General features: G+C 61.9%; 14 protein-coding genes and 3 pseudogenes. 7 read left to right on the top strand and 10 right to left on the bottom strand.

Annotated elements, in window-relative coordinates:
* Positions 1–2: 2 nt before the first annotated feature.
* Positions 3–614, bottom strand: coding sequence for an NAD(P)-dependent oxidoreductase (locus tag CK498_RS14615; protein ID WP_095621589.1), 612 nt, complete (start codon positions 612–614; stop codon positions 3–5).
* Positions 615–763: 149 nt separating this feature from the next.
* Between CK498_RS14615 and CK498_RS14610 the strand changes: the two genes are divergently transcribed.
* Positions 764–1,132: a winged helix-turn-helix transcriptional regulator gene (locus CK498_RS14610; protein WP_095621588.1), complete on the top strand. Its 369-nt coding sequence runs from the start codon at positions 764–766 to the stop codon at positions 1,130–1,132.
* A gap of 51 nt (positions 1,133–1,183) precedes the next feature.
* Here the strand turns inward: CK498_RS14610 and CK498_RS14605 are convergent, their stop codons facing one another.
* On the bottom strand, positions 1,184–2,047 hold the full coding sequence (locus CK498_RS14605; protein ID WP_176475805.1) for a helix-turn-helix domain-containing protein: 864 nt from the start codon (positions 2,045–2,047) through the stop codon (positions 1,184–1,186).
* A gap of 193 nt (positions 2,048–2,240) precedes the next feature.
* Here CK498_RS14605 and CK498_RS14600 point away from each other — a divergent pair, with 193 nt between their 5' ends.
* Together CK498_RS14600 and CK498_RS14595 are read left to right on the top strand one after the other, a co-directional pair.
* On the top strand, positions 2,241–3,287 hold the full coding sequence (locus CK498_RS14600) for an aldo/keto reductase (protein WP_095621586.1): 1,047 nt from the start codon (positions 2,241–2,243) through the stop codon (positions 3,285–3,287).
* A 57-nt stretch (positions 3,288–3,344) separates the two neighbouring features.
* Positions 3,345–3,632 (top strand): annotated as a pseudogene (locus tag CK498_RS14595) (zinc-binding dehydrogenase); the annotation flags it as partial.
* 136 nt (positions 3,633–3,768) lie between these two features.
* Here CK498_RS14595 and CK498_RS14590 read toward each other — a convergent pair.
* Positions 3,769–4,872 (bottom strand): aldo/keto reductase, encoded by a 1,104-nt coding sequence (locus tag CK498_RS14590; protein ID WP_095621585.1) that lies wholly within the window; start codon positions 4,870–4,872, stop codon positions 3,769–3,771.
* A 104-nt stretch (positions 4,873–4,976) separates the two neighbouring features.
* On the opposite strand from CK498_RS14590, the gene CK498_RS14585 reads away from it, so the two are divergent.
* Entirely contained in the window at positions 4,977–5,867 is an 891-nt protein-coding gene (locus tag CK498_RS14585; protein ID WP_095621584.1) for a LysR family transcriptional regulator, read from the top strand.
* On the opposite strand, the gene CK498_RS14580 is transcribed toward CK498_RS14585, so the two are convergent.
* The 3 genes and pseudogenes from CK498_RS14580 to CK498_RS26190 all read right to left on the bottom strand — a co-directional run bounded on the left by CK498_RS14580 (position 5,861) and on the right by CK498_RS26190 (position 8,028).
* Positions 5,861–6,313, bottom strand: coding sequence for a phosphoribosyl-AMP cyclohydrolase (locus CK498_RS14580; RefSeq protein ID WP_229359087.1), 453 nt, complete (start codon positions 6,311–6,313; stop codon positions 5,861–5,863). The two genes, CK498_RS14585 and CK498_RS14580, sit on opposite strands and share 7 nt — an antisense overlap.
* Positions 6,310–6,873 (bottom strand): annotated as a pseudogene (locus tag CK498_RS25825) (GTP cyclohydrolase, FolE2/MptA family); the annotation flags it as partial. The pseudogene CK498_RS25825 and the gene CK498_RS14580, both read right to left, overlap by 4 nt.
* Before the next feature lie 3 nt (positions 6,874–6,876).
* Positions 6,877–8,028, bottom strand: coding sequence for a CobW family GTP-binding protein (locus tag CK498_RS26190; RefSeq protein WP_176475804.1), 1,152 nt, complete (start codon positions 8,026–8,028; stop codon positions 6,877–6,879).
* A 317-nt stretch (positions 8,029–8,345) separates the two neighbouring features.
* Between CK498_RS26190 and CK498_RS14570 the strand changes: the two genes are divergently transcribed.
* Positions 8,346–9,566 (top strand): HTH domain-containing protein, encoded by a 1,221-nt coding sequence (locus CK498_RS14570; RefSeq protein ID WP_095621583.1) that lies wholly within the window; start codon positions 8,346–8,348, stop codon positions 9,564–9,566.
* Positions 9,567–9,611: 45 nt separating this feature from the next.
* Positions 9,612–10,241, top strand: a complete 630-nt coding sequence (locus tag CK498_RS14565; RefSeq protein ID WP_095621582.1) for a Vgb family protein — start codon at positions 9,612–9,614, stop codon at positions 10,239–10,241.
* 272 nt (positions 10,242–10,513) lie between these two features.
* On the opposite strand, the gene CK498_RS14555 is transcribed toward CK498_RS14565, so the two are convergent.
* Both CK498_RS14555 and CK498_RS14550 read right to left on the bottom strand, forming a co-directional pair.
* On the bottom strand, positions 10,514–11,413 hold the full coding sequence (locus tag CK498_RS14555) for an NAD(P)/FAD-dependent oxidoreductase (protein WP_095621580.1): 900 nt from the start codon (positions 11,411–11,413) through the stop codon (positions 10,514–10,516).
* Between the two features lie 83 nt (positions 11,414–11,496).
* The gene (locus tag CK498_RS14550; protein WP_095621779.1) at positions 11,497–11,946 is read right to left on the bottom strand and encodes an Rrf2 family transcriptional regulator; all 450 of its coding nucleotides are present in this window, start codon (positions 11,944–11,946) and stop codon (positions 11,497–11,499) included.
* A gap of 213 nt (positions 11,947–12,159) precedes the next feature.
* Between CK498_RS14550 and fhuE the strand changes: the two genes are divergently transcribed.
* On the top strand, positions 12,160–14,367 hold the full coding sequence (gene fhuE / locus CK498_RS14545; RefSeq protein ID WP_095621579.1) for a ferric-rhodotorulic acid/ferric-coprogen receptor FhuE: 2,208 nt from the start codon (positions 12,160–12,162) through the stop codon (positions 14,365–14,367).
* A gap of 266 nt (positions 14,368–14,633) precedes the next feature.
* On the opposite strand, the gene CK498_RS14540 is transcribed toward fhuE, so the two are convergent.
* Together CK498_RS14540 and CK498_RS26600 are read right to left on the bottom strand one after the other, a co-directional pair.
* Positions 14,634–15,035 (bottom strand): HVO_A0114 family putative DNA-binding protein, encoded by a 402-nt coding sequence (locus tag CK498_RS14540; RefSeq protein ID WP_229359086.1) that lies wholly within the window; start codon positions 15,033–15,035, stop codon positions 14,634–14,636.
* A gap of 7 nt (positions 15,036–15,042) precedes the next feature.
* Positions 15,043–15,312 (bottom strand): annotated as a pseudogene (locus CK498_RS26600) (toxin-antitoxin system TumE family protein); the annotation flags it as partial.
* Positions 15,313–15,534: the final 222 nt, after the last annotated feature.

Here is a 15,534-nt window from a genome sequence, read left to right as displayed (position 1 = left end):
CCTCAATAGCCAACGGTGAATCGCTGGCGCACGTGGTCGGGGCGCTCGAGCTCATCGACCATGGCGATGGCGTAATCCTCGAACGAGATGCTGGAGCCGTTCTCGTTGCTCAGTAGCGCATCCTTGCCGAGGCGGAAGTTACCAGTGCGCTCGCCCGGTACGAACATCGCGGAGGGCGACAGGAAAGTCCAATCGAGATCCTCGACATCTCTCAAGCGCTCCAGGAAGACCACACCTGCGCTCGCTTCCACCTTGTACTCCTCCGGAAACTCCGGTTGGTCGATCAGGCGCTGGCCGGGGGCAACCTCCAGGCTGCCGGCTCCGCCCACCACCAGATAGCGTTTCACACCGGCATCGCGCACCGCGCCAATCAGCGTATCAGCATCGCATGTAGCGAAGTGTACCGAGCTGATTACCGCGTCGTGACCACGCAGCATGCCGGCCAGCCCAGCGCGGTCGAGCACGTCCCCCTGACGGGGCACGACACCCGGCAAACTATCGATGCGTTCGGGATGGCGCGCGATAGCGGTCACCTGATGACCGCGGTCGGAGAGTTCCTGGAGGATACGAGAGCCGGCGTTACCGGAAGCGCCGATGAGAGCAACATTGGCCATGTTCAAGACTCCTTTGGTTTGCTTTATAGACCTAGTCTAATTAATAGACCCATGTGGCAAACTATGTTACTTCTCACTCATCCACAAGAAGTCAGCGGCGTGCGACCCGGTCACACCAGCATGACCCTTGGGCACCTAAAGGAGTCACCATGCCAAACCAACCGCTCGAAAGTTTCGAATATGATAATCCCTGCCCGATTCGCGACGTACTCGACCGCATCGGCGATCAATGGAGCGTTCTCGTACTGCTGACCCTGCAGCCCGGTACCCAGCGCTTCAACGAGTTGATGCGCGAGATCGGCGACATCTCCAAGCAGATGCTTTCGCGCACCCTCAAGCACCTGGAACAGGATGGCTTCGTCACACGCACGGTCTACCCGGAGGTGCCACCGCGCGTGGAGTACCGCCTGACCGAACTCGGCCACTCATTTCTCGAACCGATGCAGGCGCTGGTGAACTGGGCCGACAGCCACCACCGCACCATCGCCGAAGCCAGGAGGCGGTATAATAGGGAGTGAGGCAGGGCCAACCCAGGCAAGCGTTGAGGCGCTATGTGGCTCAGCACTGAATCAGGCGTGAAGCATTGCCTGCGGGCACTCCACCAGGGCCTTCATCTTTTCTTCGGTGTCCGTATCGCGGGTGGGAACATAGGTAATCAAGTGCAGTGGCACCCCATTGCCCCCGGCCACCTGCAGGATGGCATAGTCGAAGGAGAGCCGGCCCACATCGGGATGCTCGTACACCTTGACGCCGTCATGAGGCAGGCGGACATCATGCTCGTCCCACCACTCGGTGAAGGCCGGGCTGCGTGATCGCAACAGTTCGATGAGCTCGTTGAACCAGGGGTCGTCGAGATAGTTGGCCTGGGTCAGGCGCAGCTTGGCCACGCAGTCCTGAGCATGAATCTCCCAGTCCACCAACATGCGGCGCATCCGTGGGTTGAGGAAGAGCTGATGGATACCGTTGCGCTCGATTCCCTGCATGCCACCCAGATCACCGTGGATGACGGTCGCCGCCCGGTTCCAGGCCAGGATGTCCGAGCGGGCCCCCATGATCCAGGCAGGGCAGCATGCCAACTGATCCATAAGCCGCTGTAGCTGCGCACCCACCACGGCCTCGCGCGCCAGCCCGTTGCCGGCGTTCTCCAGGCCATAGCCCCCCAGGGTCAGGAGATGCTGCTGCTCGGCGGGCTCCAGCCTCAGCGCCCCGGCAATGCGCTGCAAGGTATCCATCGACGGATGCACGTCGCGCATCTGCTCCAGCCAGGCATACCACTCGGTACTGATCCCGGCCAGTTCGGCCACCTCCTCACGGCGCAGGCCGGGCGTACGCCGCCGCGCGCCCCGCGGCAGGCCGAGCTGCTCGGGCTGCAACCGGGCACGCCGGATTCTGAGGAAGGTAGAGATTTCGCTGCGACGGATGTTGCTGAGCACGTTGCGTTTCCTTGGGGGGAAGTGCGAATACCAGAATAGCGCGTTCCTGAACGATGTCTTACGGCCTGCGTATCGTCTCATCGTACACCGCCGCCAACCGCGAGTGGCAGCGGTACCGACCATCATCGAGCGGAGGCAGCAGGATGAATCGCACCGATGCCCGACCAGCCCCCGCCAGCTAAAGGAGCACCTCATGCAATATCGCACACTCGGCAATACCGGCCTCTTCGTCTCTCAATTCTGCCTGGGCACCATGACCTTCGGCGGCGAAGGCGAGCTGTGGAGCAAGATCGGCAACCTGCAGCAGAGCGATGCCGACAGGCTGATCGCCCGCGCCCTGGAGGCCGGCATCAACTTCATCGACACCGCCGACGTCTATTCTGAAGGACTTTCCGAGCGCATCACCGGCCAGGCCCTGAAGAACCTCGGCGTGCCGCGCGACGAGGTGGTGGTCGCCACCAAGGTATTCGGCGAAACCGGCCCGGGCGTCAATGCCAGGGGGCTGTCTCGCTATCACATCATGGAAGGCGTTAAGGCGAGCCTGAAACGCCTACAGCTCGACCATATCGATCTCTACCAGGTGCACGGTTTCGACCCCGCCACGCCCATCGAAGAGACCCTGAGCGCGCTGGACACCCTGGTCCAGCAGGGCCACGTGCGTTATCTCGGCGTCTCTAACTGGGCAGCCTGGCAGATCGTCAAGGCGCTCGGCATCGCCGAACGCAAGGGGCTGAACCGCTTCCAGTCGCTGCAGGCCTACTACACCCTGGCCGGCCGCGACCTGGAGCGAGAAATCGTCCCGATGCTGGAGAGCGAGGGCCTCGGTTTGATGGTATGGAGCCCGCTCGCCGGCGGTCTGCTCAGCGGCAAGTACGCCCGTAACGGTCAAGCCGATGGCGACGCCCGCCGTAGCGAGTTCGACTTTCCCCCGGTGGAGAAAACACGCGCCTACGACTGCGTCGACGTGATGCGCGGTATTGCCGAGACCAAGGGGATCAGCGTCGCCCAGGTGGCGCTCGCCTGGCTGCTGCACCAACCAGCGGTGACTAGTGTCATCGTCGGTGCCAAACGCCTCGACCAACTCGACGACAATATCGCCGCCGCCCAGGTCACGCTCAGCAATGACGAACTTGCCGAGCTCGATCGCATCAGCCAACTGCCGCCCGAGTATCCCGGCTGGATGTTCGAACGCCAGGGAGAGTTCCGGCGCCAACAATTGGCACAAGCCCGCAAACGCTGACTCGCTGTCCCGCTAGGACCCGGTAGGCAGGCCGGCGATACGGTGGCGGTGTTTGGCTTGGGCGCCACGGAGTGCCTCGACCCGAACGACTATCCCGAGCCGCTGCACGAGGTGATCATCGAGATGACCAACGGTGGCGTCGACTTCTCTTTCGAAGCCGTCGGCAACGTGCGCTTGATGCGGGCCGCCCTCGAGTGCTGCCACAAGGGCTGGGGCGAGAGCATCATCATCGGCGTGGCCGGGGCCGGCGAAGAGATCTCGACGCATCCGTTTCAGCTGGTCACCGGCCGCGTCTGGCGCGGCAGCGCGTTCGGCGGCGTGCTGGGGCGCTCCGAGCTGCCGGACAAGCTGATAGGAGGGCCCATCAACAAGCCTCAGCCGGCCTAAGCGAAATGTCCAGCCAGGTTGGGTTTGACCCCTGAGGGCCCTCTAGAGGGCCCTCAGCTTGCCGAACCAGAATGGCTGATTTACAAAAACGACATTATCCAACGGCTTTCCACGAAGTGACTGATGGTACGCCACGGATTAAGTCCGACGGTAGTTGGAAGATAAAGTAAGGGTTTATCTGCGCCAGCTCGCTAACCTGATCAAGGCGTCCCTGCTGCTCGCGGGTGAGCATGATATCAAGAGCGGCAATATTCTGGGATAGCTGAACAACGCGGCTAGCACCGACTAATACGCTGGAAACGCCAGGCCGATTGACGACCCAGGCCAGCGCCACTTCAGCCATTGAACGGCCTATCTCCTGAGCAATATCACGCACCACATCGACGACATCGAAGTTGCGCTCGGTAAACAGCATTCCCCCGAAAGGGTTATCGCCGTTCAGGCGGCCATCACTTCCTTCCTGCGCCACACCCGCCTTGTCCGGAAGTCCCCCTTCACGGCTCGACTCGGCAAGCATCTCACGACCATATTTCCCACTGAGCAGGCCACCGCCCAATGGGCTCCACGGCACCATGCCTAGCCCGAACTCGTTACCGGCAGGCAGGATATCGAGTTCGACGCCACGCTCGATCAGCGAGTATTGAAACTGAAGACCGACCGGTGCGGGAAGCCCGTGTGCTTGGGCTAACGTGGCGACTTTAGCGATATACCAACCAGGCGTATTAGAGAAGCCGTAATGAAGAATCTTTCCACTCCGCTTGGCATCGACCAGCGTTTGCAGCACTTCTTCTGCGGGCGTGAACCGATCCCATACATGCACCCAGAACATATCGATATAATCGGTGCGCAGGCGTCTGAGAGAACCCTCCAACCCAAGACGGATATTCTTTGCGCCACTCCCGCCGCAATTGGGTGCCCCCTGGCTACGGGAAAAGCCGGATTTCGTCGAGACCACCAAGGTGTCTCGCAGGCCTCTCTCGGCAATAAAACCGCCTAGCATCTCTTCACTGTGGCCAGCCGAATAGACATCTGCTGAATCGACAAAATTACCGCCAGCTTCAATGTAGGCATTGAACACACTACGGGATGTTTTCTCTCCTGTCCCCCAGCGATCAGCACCAAACGTCATGGTGCCCAGCGCCAGCGGACTCACCGCAAGTCCCGAATTTCCTAACGTACGGTAATGGGTTAAATCCATGCTCTTTCTCCTATAGCGATTAGCGTCTCCTTCGCACTATAGGCTCATCTTGGTGTGACGATTAGACCTGGAAAAAGGCATGAACTTGTGAATAGAATGCAGCAATGCAACGACGCGAACTCAATGATCTTCTGGCCTTTACGACCGTGGCCCGCGAGCGAAGCTTCACCCGCGCCGCCGCCCTTCTGGCCATATCCCCCTCAGCCCTCAGTCATGCCATGCGCGGGCTCGAGGAGCGCTTGGGTGTTCGTTTATTAGCGCGCACCACGCGCAGCGTTGCCCCCACCGAGGCTGGCGAGCGCCTGCTACGCTCACTCGAGCCTGCGCTGGCAGAGATAGAGGGTGGCCTGGCCACACTGGCCCAGTGGCGCGAATCGCCTTCGGGCACCATCCGCATTACCACCTTTGCCCATGCAGCGCAGATGATTCTGGAGCCAGCGCTGCCCGCCTTTCTACTTGCCAATCCGGATGTCCAGGTGGAGGTGAGCATAGAGAACGGGTTGACCGATATTGTGGCCGCAGGCTTCGATGCAGGCATCCGCTTTCACGAGACGGTCGAGAAAGACATGGTTGCCGTGCGCGTTGGGCCGCCGATGCGCACGGTGGTGGTGGGCACACCGGACTACTTCGAACGTTACCCTAAGCCACGGACACCGGCAGACCTGAGACACCATCGCTGCATTGGCTTTCGGCTGACGACATCCGGCGGTCTATTACCCTGGGAGTTTGAGCACAATGGACGAGAGATCAATATACGCACCGACGGCCCGCTGATTGTCAATGAAACACCACTCGCCGTGGCGGCGGTAAGAGCCGGTGCAGGCCTTGGCTATCTGCTAGAGCATGATGTGGCTGACGACATCGCTTCTGGGCGATTGATCCAGGTACTCGCTAAGTGGTGCCCCACCTTTCCTGGCTACTATCTCTACTACCCAAGCCGCCGCCACATACCCGTTGCGCTACGCGCTTTGATTGACGCTTTGAAGTCTCATTGAAATGAGCACGGATCTGTCTCTATAACAGGACCACACGCCTGCAGTCGCTCGAGCAGGGCCGCCTGGGCGGCATGCCGCTGCTGGGTGTCGGGGGCGGCGGAGCGCTTACTAAGCAGGGCAATGGCGTCAGCAATCTCCAGGCTGCCCAGGTCGTCACCATCGCAGTCGAGCCGCGCCTCCACCAGGCGCTGGCGGTGGCCGGAGCTCTCCCCCTTGCGCCACAACGTTTGGCGCGAACGCGACCAGTAGCAGACCTGCCCCGTCTCGAGGGTCTCCAGCAACGCCTCGCGGCTCATCCAGGCCAGCATCAGCACCTCGCCGCTATCGTGCTGCTGGGCAATGGCGGTGATCAGGCCATCGGCGTTCCAGGGGACGGCAGCGAGCACCGCGGACAGGGGCCGCTGCTCGTTCAGCGCGGCCTCCTCGAGCTGTGTCCAGATCGTCATGGCCACTCCTCGCCAGCGCTGTCCGCCGCCCAGTTCCACTCGCTGCGCGCCACGGCGTCGTGGGCATGCAGGCTCTCGGCATGCACCACCCGCAGCCGAAAGCCGCTGATGCCGGGCTGGTCACGCAGGGTATGGTGCAGGCGGCGCGCGGCGTCCTCACAGAACATCAGGTTCTGGCCGTTGGCCAGGGCGAAGGCCTGCTCGTCGATGCGCTTGACCGCGGTCTGCAGCGCAGTGCCCAGGCTGCGCTCGACCGCGTCCACCAGCGCCAGCAGCGGCAGCTCATCTAGATCGCCGGCCAGGCGCAGCGAGAGATGGGCCTGGCTGCGCTGGCTATGGGGCGTGGCCAGAATGCCATCCTCACTGCCCAGCCAGGCGCTCACCGCCTGACGGCTGACCGGCATATCGGTGAAGTCCTCCTCGAAGGCCTGCTGGATCAGCTGGCGCGACAGCGCGGCCGAACAGGGGCAGGTGGAGGAGTACCCCACCGTCAGATCGAGGGTGGCCTGCATGCCCCCGCCATCGCGCCGGCAGCGCAGGCTGAAGGGGTAGCGCTTCCAGATCTATATTTCGGCCCTCTGGTATGCACTACTCACCGATCCCTGGCCAGGCTGATCCCCAGCGGGCTGGAAGTAGTCGAAGAGTTGCGTCACCGCCTCGGGCGTCACGCCGTTGGTGATGAACACGAAGCGCGAGACGCCGTCGCGGCAGGCCTCCACCGGCAGCGGCTCCGGTGGGTGAAAGATATGCTGCACGCCGTGCAGGGCCAGCGGCTTTTCGCGCCCAACCAGCTTGACGATGGCCTTCACGCGCAGGATCTTCTCCCCCAGCAGTGACATCAGCAGGTCCAGCCAATCCTCCAGCAGCTCGGCGGAAATAGGGTCCTCGACCGTGAAGCAGAAGGTACGGATCTGCTCGCCATGGCGGCTGAGGTCGGGGGTGGCATGGGCCAAGGCGCCGGCAGGCTGCATCATCGGCACCAGGGAGCCGGCCCCTGGCGACGCCAGGCCAGGGGCCGACGCGACCTGCTGGTAGGACGCGGCGCCCAACCAGCGTTCTGCCGAGTAACGCCCGGCGGGCAACCCCTCCCCGGTGACATACACGGCCGGCAGATCGCCATGCCGCACCTGCAACTGCTCGGCGGCCGGGTTAATCGTCGCCAGCTGGCTGGCGAGCCGCGACAACTGCTCCTCGTCGACCAGATCGGTCTTGGTGATCAGCAAGCGGTCGGCCATCGCCGCCTGGCGCTGGGACTCGCGGTGGGCGTTCAATGTCGAGATGCCGTTGGCGGCATCCACCAGGCAGATCACGCCATCCATGAGAAAGTGCTGCGCCAACCAGTGGTCGGTCATCAGGGTATGCAGAATAGGTGCCGGATCGGCCAGCCCGGTGGTCTCGATGATCACCCGCGAAAAGGGTTCACTGCCTTCCCGCTCGAGTGCTTCGCTGGCCTCCTGCACGGTGCGGCTCAAGTCGCCGCGAATGGTGCAGCACAAGCAGCCGCTACTCATTTCCACAACGGTGTTCTCGTCACTCTCGGCGAGCAGCCGATGATCCAGCCCGATATCGCCAAATTCGTTGATCACCACCAGCGCGCCCTGCATGGCGGGCTGGCGAACCAGGCAGTTGAGCAGCGTGGTCTTGCCGCTGCCGAGAAAGCCGGTCAACACGGTGACGGGCAGTTTGCTGTCCTGGTCAAAGACGCCTTGGTTCATGGTTTCACCCTCGAGTGGCGAGTGGATTCGGGAAGCGCTGCCGCACATGTCGTGCTGTTGCCGCATTGCATATGTTATAACATAACAATAACATCTATGGCTGTCACAACGACGATCTGTCTGGAATATCCTTCTCCACCATTTTCCGTAGGGCACTGCTCAGCCGCCGTCCGCATTTGTGGTCTCCCTCTCTCACATTGACCCAGCGTCTCGCCAAACGCATCGTAGCTGTGCCAGCAGGCGCCCGATCTGTCGAGGCCATGCGATATAGTGGGTTCCGGACGATCAAATGCCGGGAGTAACAAGGCAGGATTGCGATGGACTCATTGATCACGGCCGCTGGCCGTGCGCTGATGGCGGGCGATCCCCTTGGTGCCTTGAACCGGGTCGCGTTGCGCGACGATGCGCCGGCGCTCGCACTACGAGGAATCGCGATGGCGCAACTTGGCGATCTCGACCGAGCGAAGACGCTGCTGCGACGTGCAACTCGCGCCTTCGGTGCCAAAGAAGCTGTGGCCCGCGCAAGGTGCTCCGTCGCCGAGGCCGAGATTGCGCTCGTCTCGCGCGACCTGAGCTGGCCCGCGAAAGCACTCGACACGGCACGGGTAACGCTCGAGGCGCATGGTGACCGAGTGAACGCCGCCTATGCGCGCTACCTCGGGGCACGGCGCCTGCTGCTGCTCGGGCGACTGGACGACGCAGAACATACGTTAGCCGGGCTCGACCCCACCCCCTTCCCTACTGCATTGAGCGCTGCCCATGAACTGGTAGTGGCGGGGATCGCGATACGCCGCCTGCGGACGAAGATGGCACGTGCAGCGCTCGCCAGAGCCGAGAGCGCCGCGCGCCATGCCGGGATTGCTGCACTGACAGCGGAGGTCGAAAGTGCCGGTAACGTGCTGAACACCCCCGCCGCACGCCTGATTGAGCAGGATGGGGAGCGGCTCCTGCTGCTCGAAGAAGTCGAAGCGCTACTGGCGTCGCAGGCACTCGTAGTAGACGCCTGCCGCCATGTCGTGCGTGACCCTGACACGACAGTCTCGCTCGCCACGCGACCGGTACTGTTCGCGCTCGCACGCCTGCTGGGCGAGGCCTGGCCGGGAGACGTGCCAAGGGGCACGCTCATCGCGCAAGCCTTCCGCACCAGGTTCGCCGATGAGTCGCATCGCGCGCGGTTGCGTGTCGAAGTCGGGCGACTTCGCGCAGAACTTGGGATGCTGGCCGAGGTGAGCGCAACGAAGCGAGGATTCAAGCTGGTGCCGCACGGCGCACGCAAGGTCGTGGTGCTGGCACGGCCCATCGAAGACCAGCATGGCGATGTGCTGGCTCTGCTCAGCGACGGCGAGCCGTGGTCCAGCTCGGCCCTGGCGCTTGCGCTCGGTGTCAGCCAGCGCACCGTGCAACGCGCGCTCGATTCACTCGCCACGGCAGGTAAAGTGCAATCGTTCGGTCGCGGGCGAGCGCGTCGTTGGCTGACCCCGCCCGTGCCAGGATTCACGACAACCTTGTTACTCCCGGCTCCCTTACCCGCTGGCTAGGATGGAGACGCATACCAAGCAACCAGCATAATCGGGGTAAAAAACATGAACCGTTCAACAGCCGAAATCCTCCGCGAGTATGGCCCCTTTCCGGGCGTCGACAACGTACATGGCGTCACCTATGACGGTCAGCACGTCTGGTTTGCCATCGGCGACAAGCTAACTGCTCTCGACCCGACAAGTGGGGAAACGTGGCGCTCACTCGATGTCGCCGCGCATGCGGGTACCGCCTTCGACGGCCAGCACCTGTTCCAGATCGCCGAGGATCGAATCCAGAAGATCGATCCGAGCGATGGCAGTGTCATCGCTACCATCCCGGCACCTGCCGGCGGTAACTCAGGGCTCGCGTGGGCCGAAGGGACGCTGTGGGTCGGGCAATATCGGGACAGAAAGATCCAGCAGATCGATCCGCAAACGGGAGACATTCTTCGCACCATCGAATGCAGCCGTTTCGTCACCGGAGTCACCTGGGTCGACGAAGAACTCTGGCACGGCACCTGGGAAGGGGATGAGAGCGATTTGAGACAAGTCGACCCCCGCACGGGAGAAGTCCTGCAGATACTCGAGATGCCCCATGGAATCGGCGTATCGGGGCTCGAGTCCGATGGCAGCGACCGGTTCTTCTGCGGAGACGGAAACCGAGGGAGGGTGAGAGCCGTCCGCCGGCCCAAGTAAGACGACGCAGTTGACGGCGGCCACTGACCTGGCCGCCGCCCCCTTGCGATTCATGATGTCCTTCTATCTACGTAGCCCACGCCGTTGCGGCGGCGAATATCGAACAGCCCCAGAGTGGGCCCCAGCCGGCCGTCGGGCAGGCTTAGCTTGGCACCCACCTCGGTTTGCCGGCCCCGTGAGGGAGAAGGCTGTTCACCCTGCCCAGGCCAAATGCCAGTCGCATTCGTTCTCACCGGAGAGCAGTCGCAAGGCCACAGGCCGCTGAGTGCACGTTATGACAAGCCGAACATCAGCGAGCGGTGCACAGAAAGCCCTGCCATGGCGCCATCGGCGACGGCGAAGGTCACCGAACCTGCCGCGCGGGCGATATCGCCGCAGGCGAAGATGCCGGGGATCGACGTGGCCTGCATCGCATCGGTCTTGACCAGATTCCCCATCGGCGTCTCCTCCAGCTCGCAGCCAACTTCCGCGACCAGCGGGCTCAGACGCAGCCGCGGCGCCACGAACAAGCCGGCAAGGGGGACCTGACGCCCATCGCTCAGCACCACCTCCACCCCCTCGCCTCGCCCGGCCTGAAGACGCGACACCAAACCGCGTTCGATGCGGGTACCGCGCACATCCAGCTGGGCCAGCTGGTCCGCCGTGGGCTCGAAGGCCGCGTTCAAGAACAGCGTGGTGGTACCCCAGTCCGGCAGCATCAAGGCGTGGTGCATCGCAAGCTCGGAGGACGCCAGCACGCCGATAGCCGCCTGGCCGAGTTCATAGCCGTGGCAGTAGGGGCAGTGAAAGACACGTGTCCCCCACTGCTCGGCCACCCCGGGAATGTCTGGCAGCTCATCGGTAACGCCTGCCGCCAAGATGATGCGGCGTGCCTGGAAGGTGCCTCCATCGGCCAGGCCGACCGTGAAATCCTCCGCCTCGCCGGTAATCGACGTTACCCTGCCCGAGCGCCACTCTACCGTGGGGTACTCCATCAGCTGCCCGCGAGCGTCGGCTGCGATCTCAGCGGGCGGCGTGCCATCCTGGGACAGAAACCCGTGGGAGTGCGCGGCAAAGCGATTGCGCGGCTCGCCCGCATCCACCACCAGTACCTGCCGCCTCGCCCGCGCCAGCTGTAGCCCCGCCGCCATTCCCGCATAGCTGCCGCCGATTATCACCGCATCGAGTGTCATTCCTAGTTCCTCGCCGAATTTAATGTATCTTCAATTGATACATTAAAAGGCGCAGGCGTCAATATGCCATCGCAATGGGTCAGTCAGTGAGTGGGGAAGCGATAGCCTTGTCGAGTGGCGATCTCATCGAACTGCCTCGCCAGCTCGGCCAGCGTTACCGCCCCCAGGCGCTCGATCAGCAGCGCCTCAGCTTCGCGCATGGCCTCGTAGATCGCCTCATTGACCACCTGCTCGACCACGCAATCGGGGTTGTCGCGGTCGGTGCCGATGGCAAAGATGCGTGGCCCGCCGACGGCATGGTGCACATCCAGCAGGGTAACGCGGTTCAGGTCGCAGCCGATCCGCCAGCCACCGTGACGGCCTTTCTCGGCACATACGTAGCCCGCCTTGCGCAGACCCGCCATGGTGCGCCGCACCACCGCGGCATTGGTGCCGAGCATCACCCCAATCTGTTCGGAGGTGATGGGACCATCCTGACGCGCCATGTGCAGCAGCACATGCAGCATGCGGGAAAGGCGACTATCGGTTCGCAAGGAGGGCATGCCTTTGAGGATCAATGGGAGGGCTAGACTAGCATGCCGATAGCGTCACGGAAGAGGCCCTCGAGGCAGGGGGAGCGCCCCACACAATTGCTAGTGATTCTCATAAGAATTGACACTAAAGAATCATTTGCACATGATTCTATTCTCGCATTCCACACAGAACCAACAAGCAAGCGCCTAGAGAGCGCACCTCAAGGGATCTCAATGAAAACCTCGTCGCGTCATGCCTTGAGCTTGACCCAGCCTCGGGCGCCCGGTCACCCGACCTCCCACTTTCCCCTCGCCTGGCGAGATATCTCACTCATCGCACTGCTCTCGGCCACGCTTGGCGCCTCGAGCGGCGCGCTGGCACAATCCGACAGCGCAGACGACACGACATCACTGCAGACAGTGACCGTCACCGGTGAGAATCTCTACGAGAACGTGGGCTATACCCGCCGCAGTACCACTGCCGGCACCCGCTTCGACTTGAGCCCGAAAGAGATTCCTCAAGCGCTCAGCATCATCACCGAGCAGCGCATCGCAGACCAGAACCTGCGCACCGTCGAGGATGTGCTCGCCAACACCACCGGTGTCTCCGCTCGCCAGATCGACAGCAGCCGCGTCAGCTTCTTCTCCCGGGGTTTCCGGATCAATAGCTACCAGTATGACGGCCTGCCCACGCTCAACACCGATAACCGCTGGGACTTCGGTGAAGGCGGGCTCAATGCGGCGATCTATGATCGCGTCGAAGTGGTGCGTGGGGCCAACGGCCTGTTGACCGGAGCCGGTAACCCCGGCGCCTCGGTGAATTTCGTCCGCAAGCGCGCCGATAGCCGCGAACTCACCGGCTCGCTGTCGGGCTCGCTGGGACGTTGGAACCAGCGCGGCACGGTGGCCGATGTCACCACCCCGCTCACGCAGTCCGGCGATGTGCGTGCGCGCTTTATCGGCGGCTATGAGGAAGGCGACTCACACCTCGACCGCTTTGGCGAGCGCACCAAGTTCGGCTATGCGGTGATCGATGCCGACGTCAGCGAGCACACCACCCTCTCGGTGGGCTACGACTATCACCGCGGACGCCACTCATCGCCTACCTGGGGTGGCTTACCGCTGTGGTATGCCGACGGCGGCGAAACCCACTACTCCCGCTCCTTCAGCGTGGCACCGGACTGGTCCTACAACGACCGCGAGTCGGAGAAGGTCTTTGCCGACATCGAGCACCGCTTCGCCAACGACTGGACTCTACGCGGCGCGGCAACGCACGCCGTGACCAATCTGGACTCCAAGCTCGCCTACCCCTATGGCTTTCCCGACCGCGCGAGCGGCCAGGGTATGTACTATTTCACCGGCTGGAATCGCGGTGAACGGGAGGTGGATGCGCTCGACGCCTATGCCAATGGCCCGTTCAGCCTGCTCGGCCGCCAGCACGAGCTGGTCATCGGCAGCAGCTACAGCGAACAGACCAACGACTACGAGAACACCTTCACGGCGGGATTCGACCCGGGCGATTTCAACCACTGGGACGGCTCCAGCCCCGCGCAGCAGTGGCCCGACTTCGCCCCCTCGGAAGGCACCAGCGTGCGCCAGAAGGCCATCTATAGCGCCGCCCGCTTCTCGCTGGCCGACCCGCTGACGCTGATCCTCGGCGCACGCTACAGCGACTGGAGCGGCAGCAGCTGGACTGCCGCAGGAGGCACCGACACCCAAGCGCAGAATGAGATCACGCCCTACGGCGGCCTGATCTACGACATCGACGATACCTGGTCTGTCTTCGCCAGCTACACCGAGATCTTCCAACCCCAGGAGTACCGCGACGCCAGCGGCCGCCTCCTCGACCCGATCGTCGGCAAGAACTACGAAACAGGGCTCAAGGCGGCCTGGTTCGATGGCCTGTTGAATGCCTCGCTGTCGGTGTTCCGCATCGAACAGGACAACGTCGCCCAGGCCGATCCGCTCGCTCCGGGCGCGACCCAAACCACCTATCATGCAGCACGGGGCGTGGTGAGCCGTGGCGTGGACTTCGAGGTAAGCGGCGCGCTCACCCGCGACCTGGACATGACCTTCGGCGCCACCCACTACACGGCCACCGATGCCGATGGCCCCTACAGCACCGATCGACCGCGCACCCAGGTCAAGCTGTTCTCCAGCTATCGCGTTCCGCAGTGGCAGGCATTGACGATTGGCGGCGGCCTCAACTGGCAGAGCCACACCTTCGTCGCCGACGCTGCAGGACCGAATGGCCCCCAGCGCATCGACCAAGGCAGCTACACCCTGGCCAACCTGTTCGGGCGCTATCAGTTCACTCCGCAGCTCGCCATGCAGGTCAATATCAACAACCTATTCGACGAGACGTATTACAGCCACTTCGACGACTACGGTGTCTACGGCGCCCCCCTCAACGCCACCACGACGCTCAACTACTCCTTCTAAAGGCCCCCAGTCGGGGTGAAGAACCCGGCCACCGCGCCGGTTCTTCGTTTCCTGGATTCATTTTTTCCTCCAGGCGATCAATTACGGGTGGGCCGACGTCGTGCGACCGGACTCAGCGTCGGCCAGACCCCGCGCAACGGATGCGTCCAGGGCTGCCAGGCGCCTCTCCTGGCGGTGGACGAAGGCGGCGCGTCGGGCGGTGGCGGGTTCTCCAGGGCCTCAAAGAAGCCTGGTGATCCTCTTATGGTATAAGGAGGGCGTTGGAATCAAACTGCCAGGGTGTTCTCACCATTTACCGGGTGGCTGTAGTGAAGTCCAAATTGAACATTGAAGTCTGTTGCCTTAACTTCTGGCACGACCTTTCCGCCCTCTCGCTTTAGATCAACTATCCCGTACTTCTCTAGGGTTTTTAATGTCCTGGAGAGATTTGATTTCTTCCTTGAAGTCATTTTCTCAAGATCGGAAATGGAACACGGCTTGTTGTGAATTATTGTCCTCAATAATTCCTGGTTGTCGCTATTAAGAACCTGAGCCATGGAGGTGATCGACTCGAACCATACCTTTGGCTCATTTTTCCTTGGCTTATATTCCCCTTTCGCAATAGCGATAGTGCGCTTGCGATAGTCCTCTCTTGAGATGATGCCTACTGTCATGACTTTAGTTTTCATCTCGCACCTATTTCAGAGCCAATATGTTTTCAACTTCGTTCCAGAAATCTTCTAGCAACTTCCCGGCGCTCTCAAATTCGTAGTCCTCAACGCTTTCCATCTTATGCTTGTGGTCCCACGTCTTCTTTTTTGCTGAAAAATTCCTTCTTTTAGGCTTTATGGCATGAGCGTTGTCATATCCAAGTATCCTCTTGTTATGCTTATCGTGTAGGGTTATAGAGTACCTAACCCCATGAGGAATCTTCTCACTAGGATCGACCTTCCAAGCCTCGAACTTTGTCCAATAGCCCCCTTCTCCATAGGGAAGACCTCTCCATTAAGGTCTAAAAGGGTTTCTAAGCCTGGATCTGTTGTATATTCACCCAGCACTTTCACCTCAACCCATACAGTTATCACCTGATGATAACACATGATGGTGTAATGCGCGATCCTTCCTCCCTTTAGGCTCGATTTTCCCCACTGCGTCACCCTGGCCGCATCCCTGGCTCGGCCAGCAGAT

This window comes from Halomonas salipaludis (genome assembly GCF_002286975.1).
Taxonomy (GTDB): domain Bacteria; phylum Pseudomonadota; class Gammaproteobacteria; order Pseudomonadales; family Halomonadaceae; genus Franzmannia; species Franzmannia salipaludis.
Note: the sequence above shows the minus strand (reverse complement) of the source record. Positions and strands in the feature narration are given on the sequence as shown.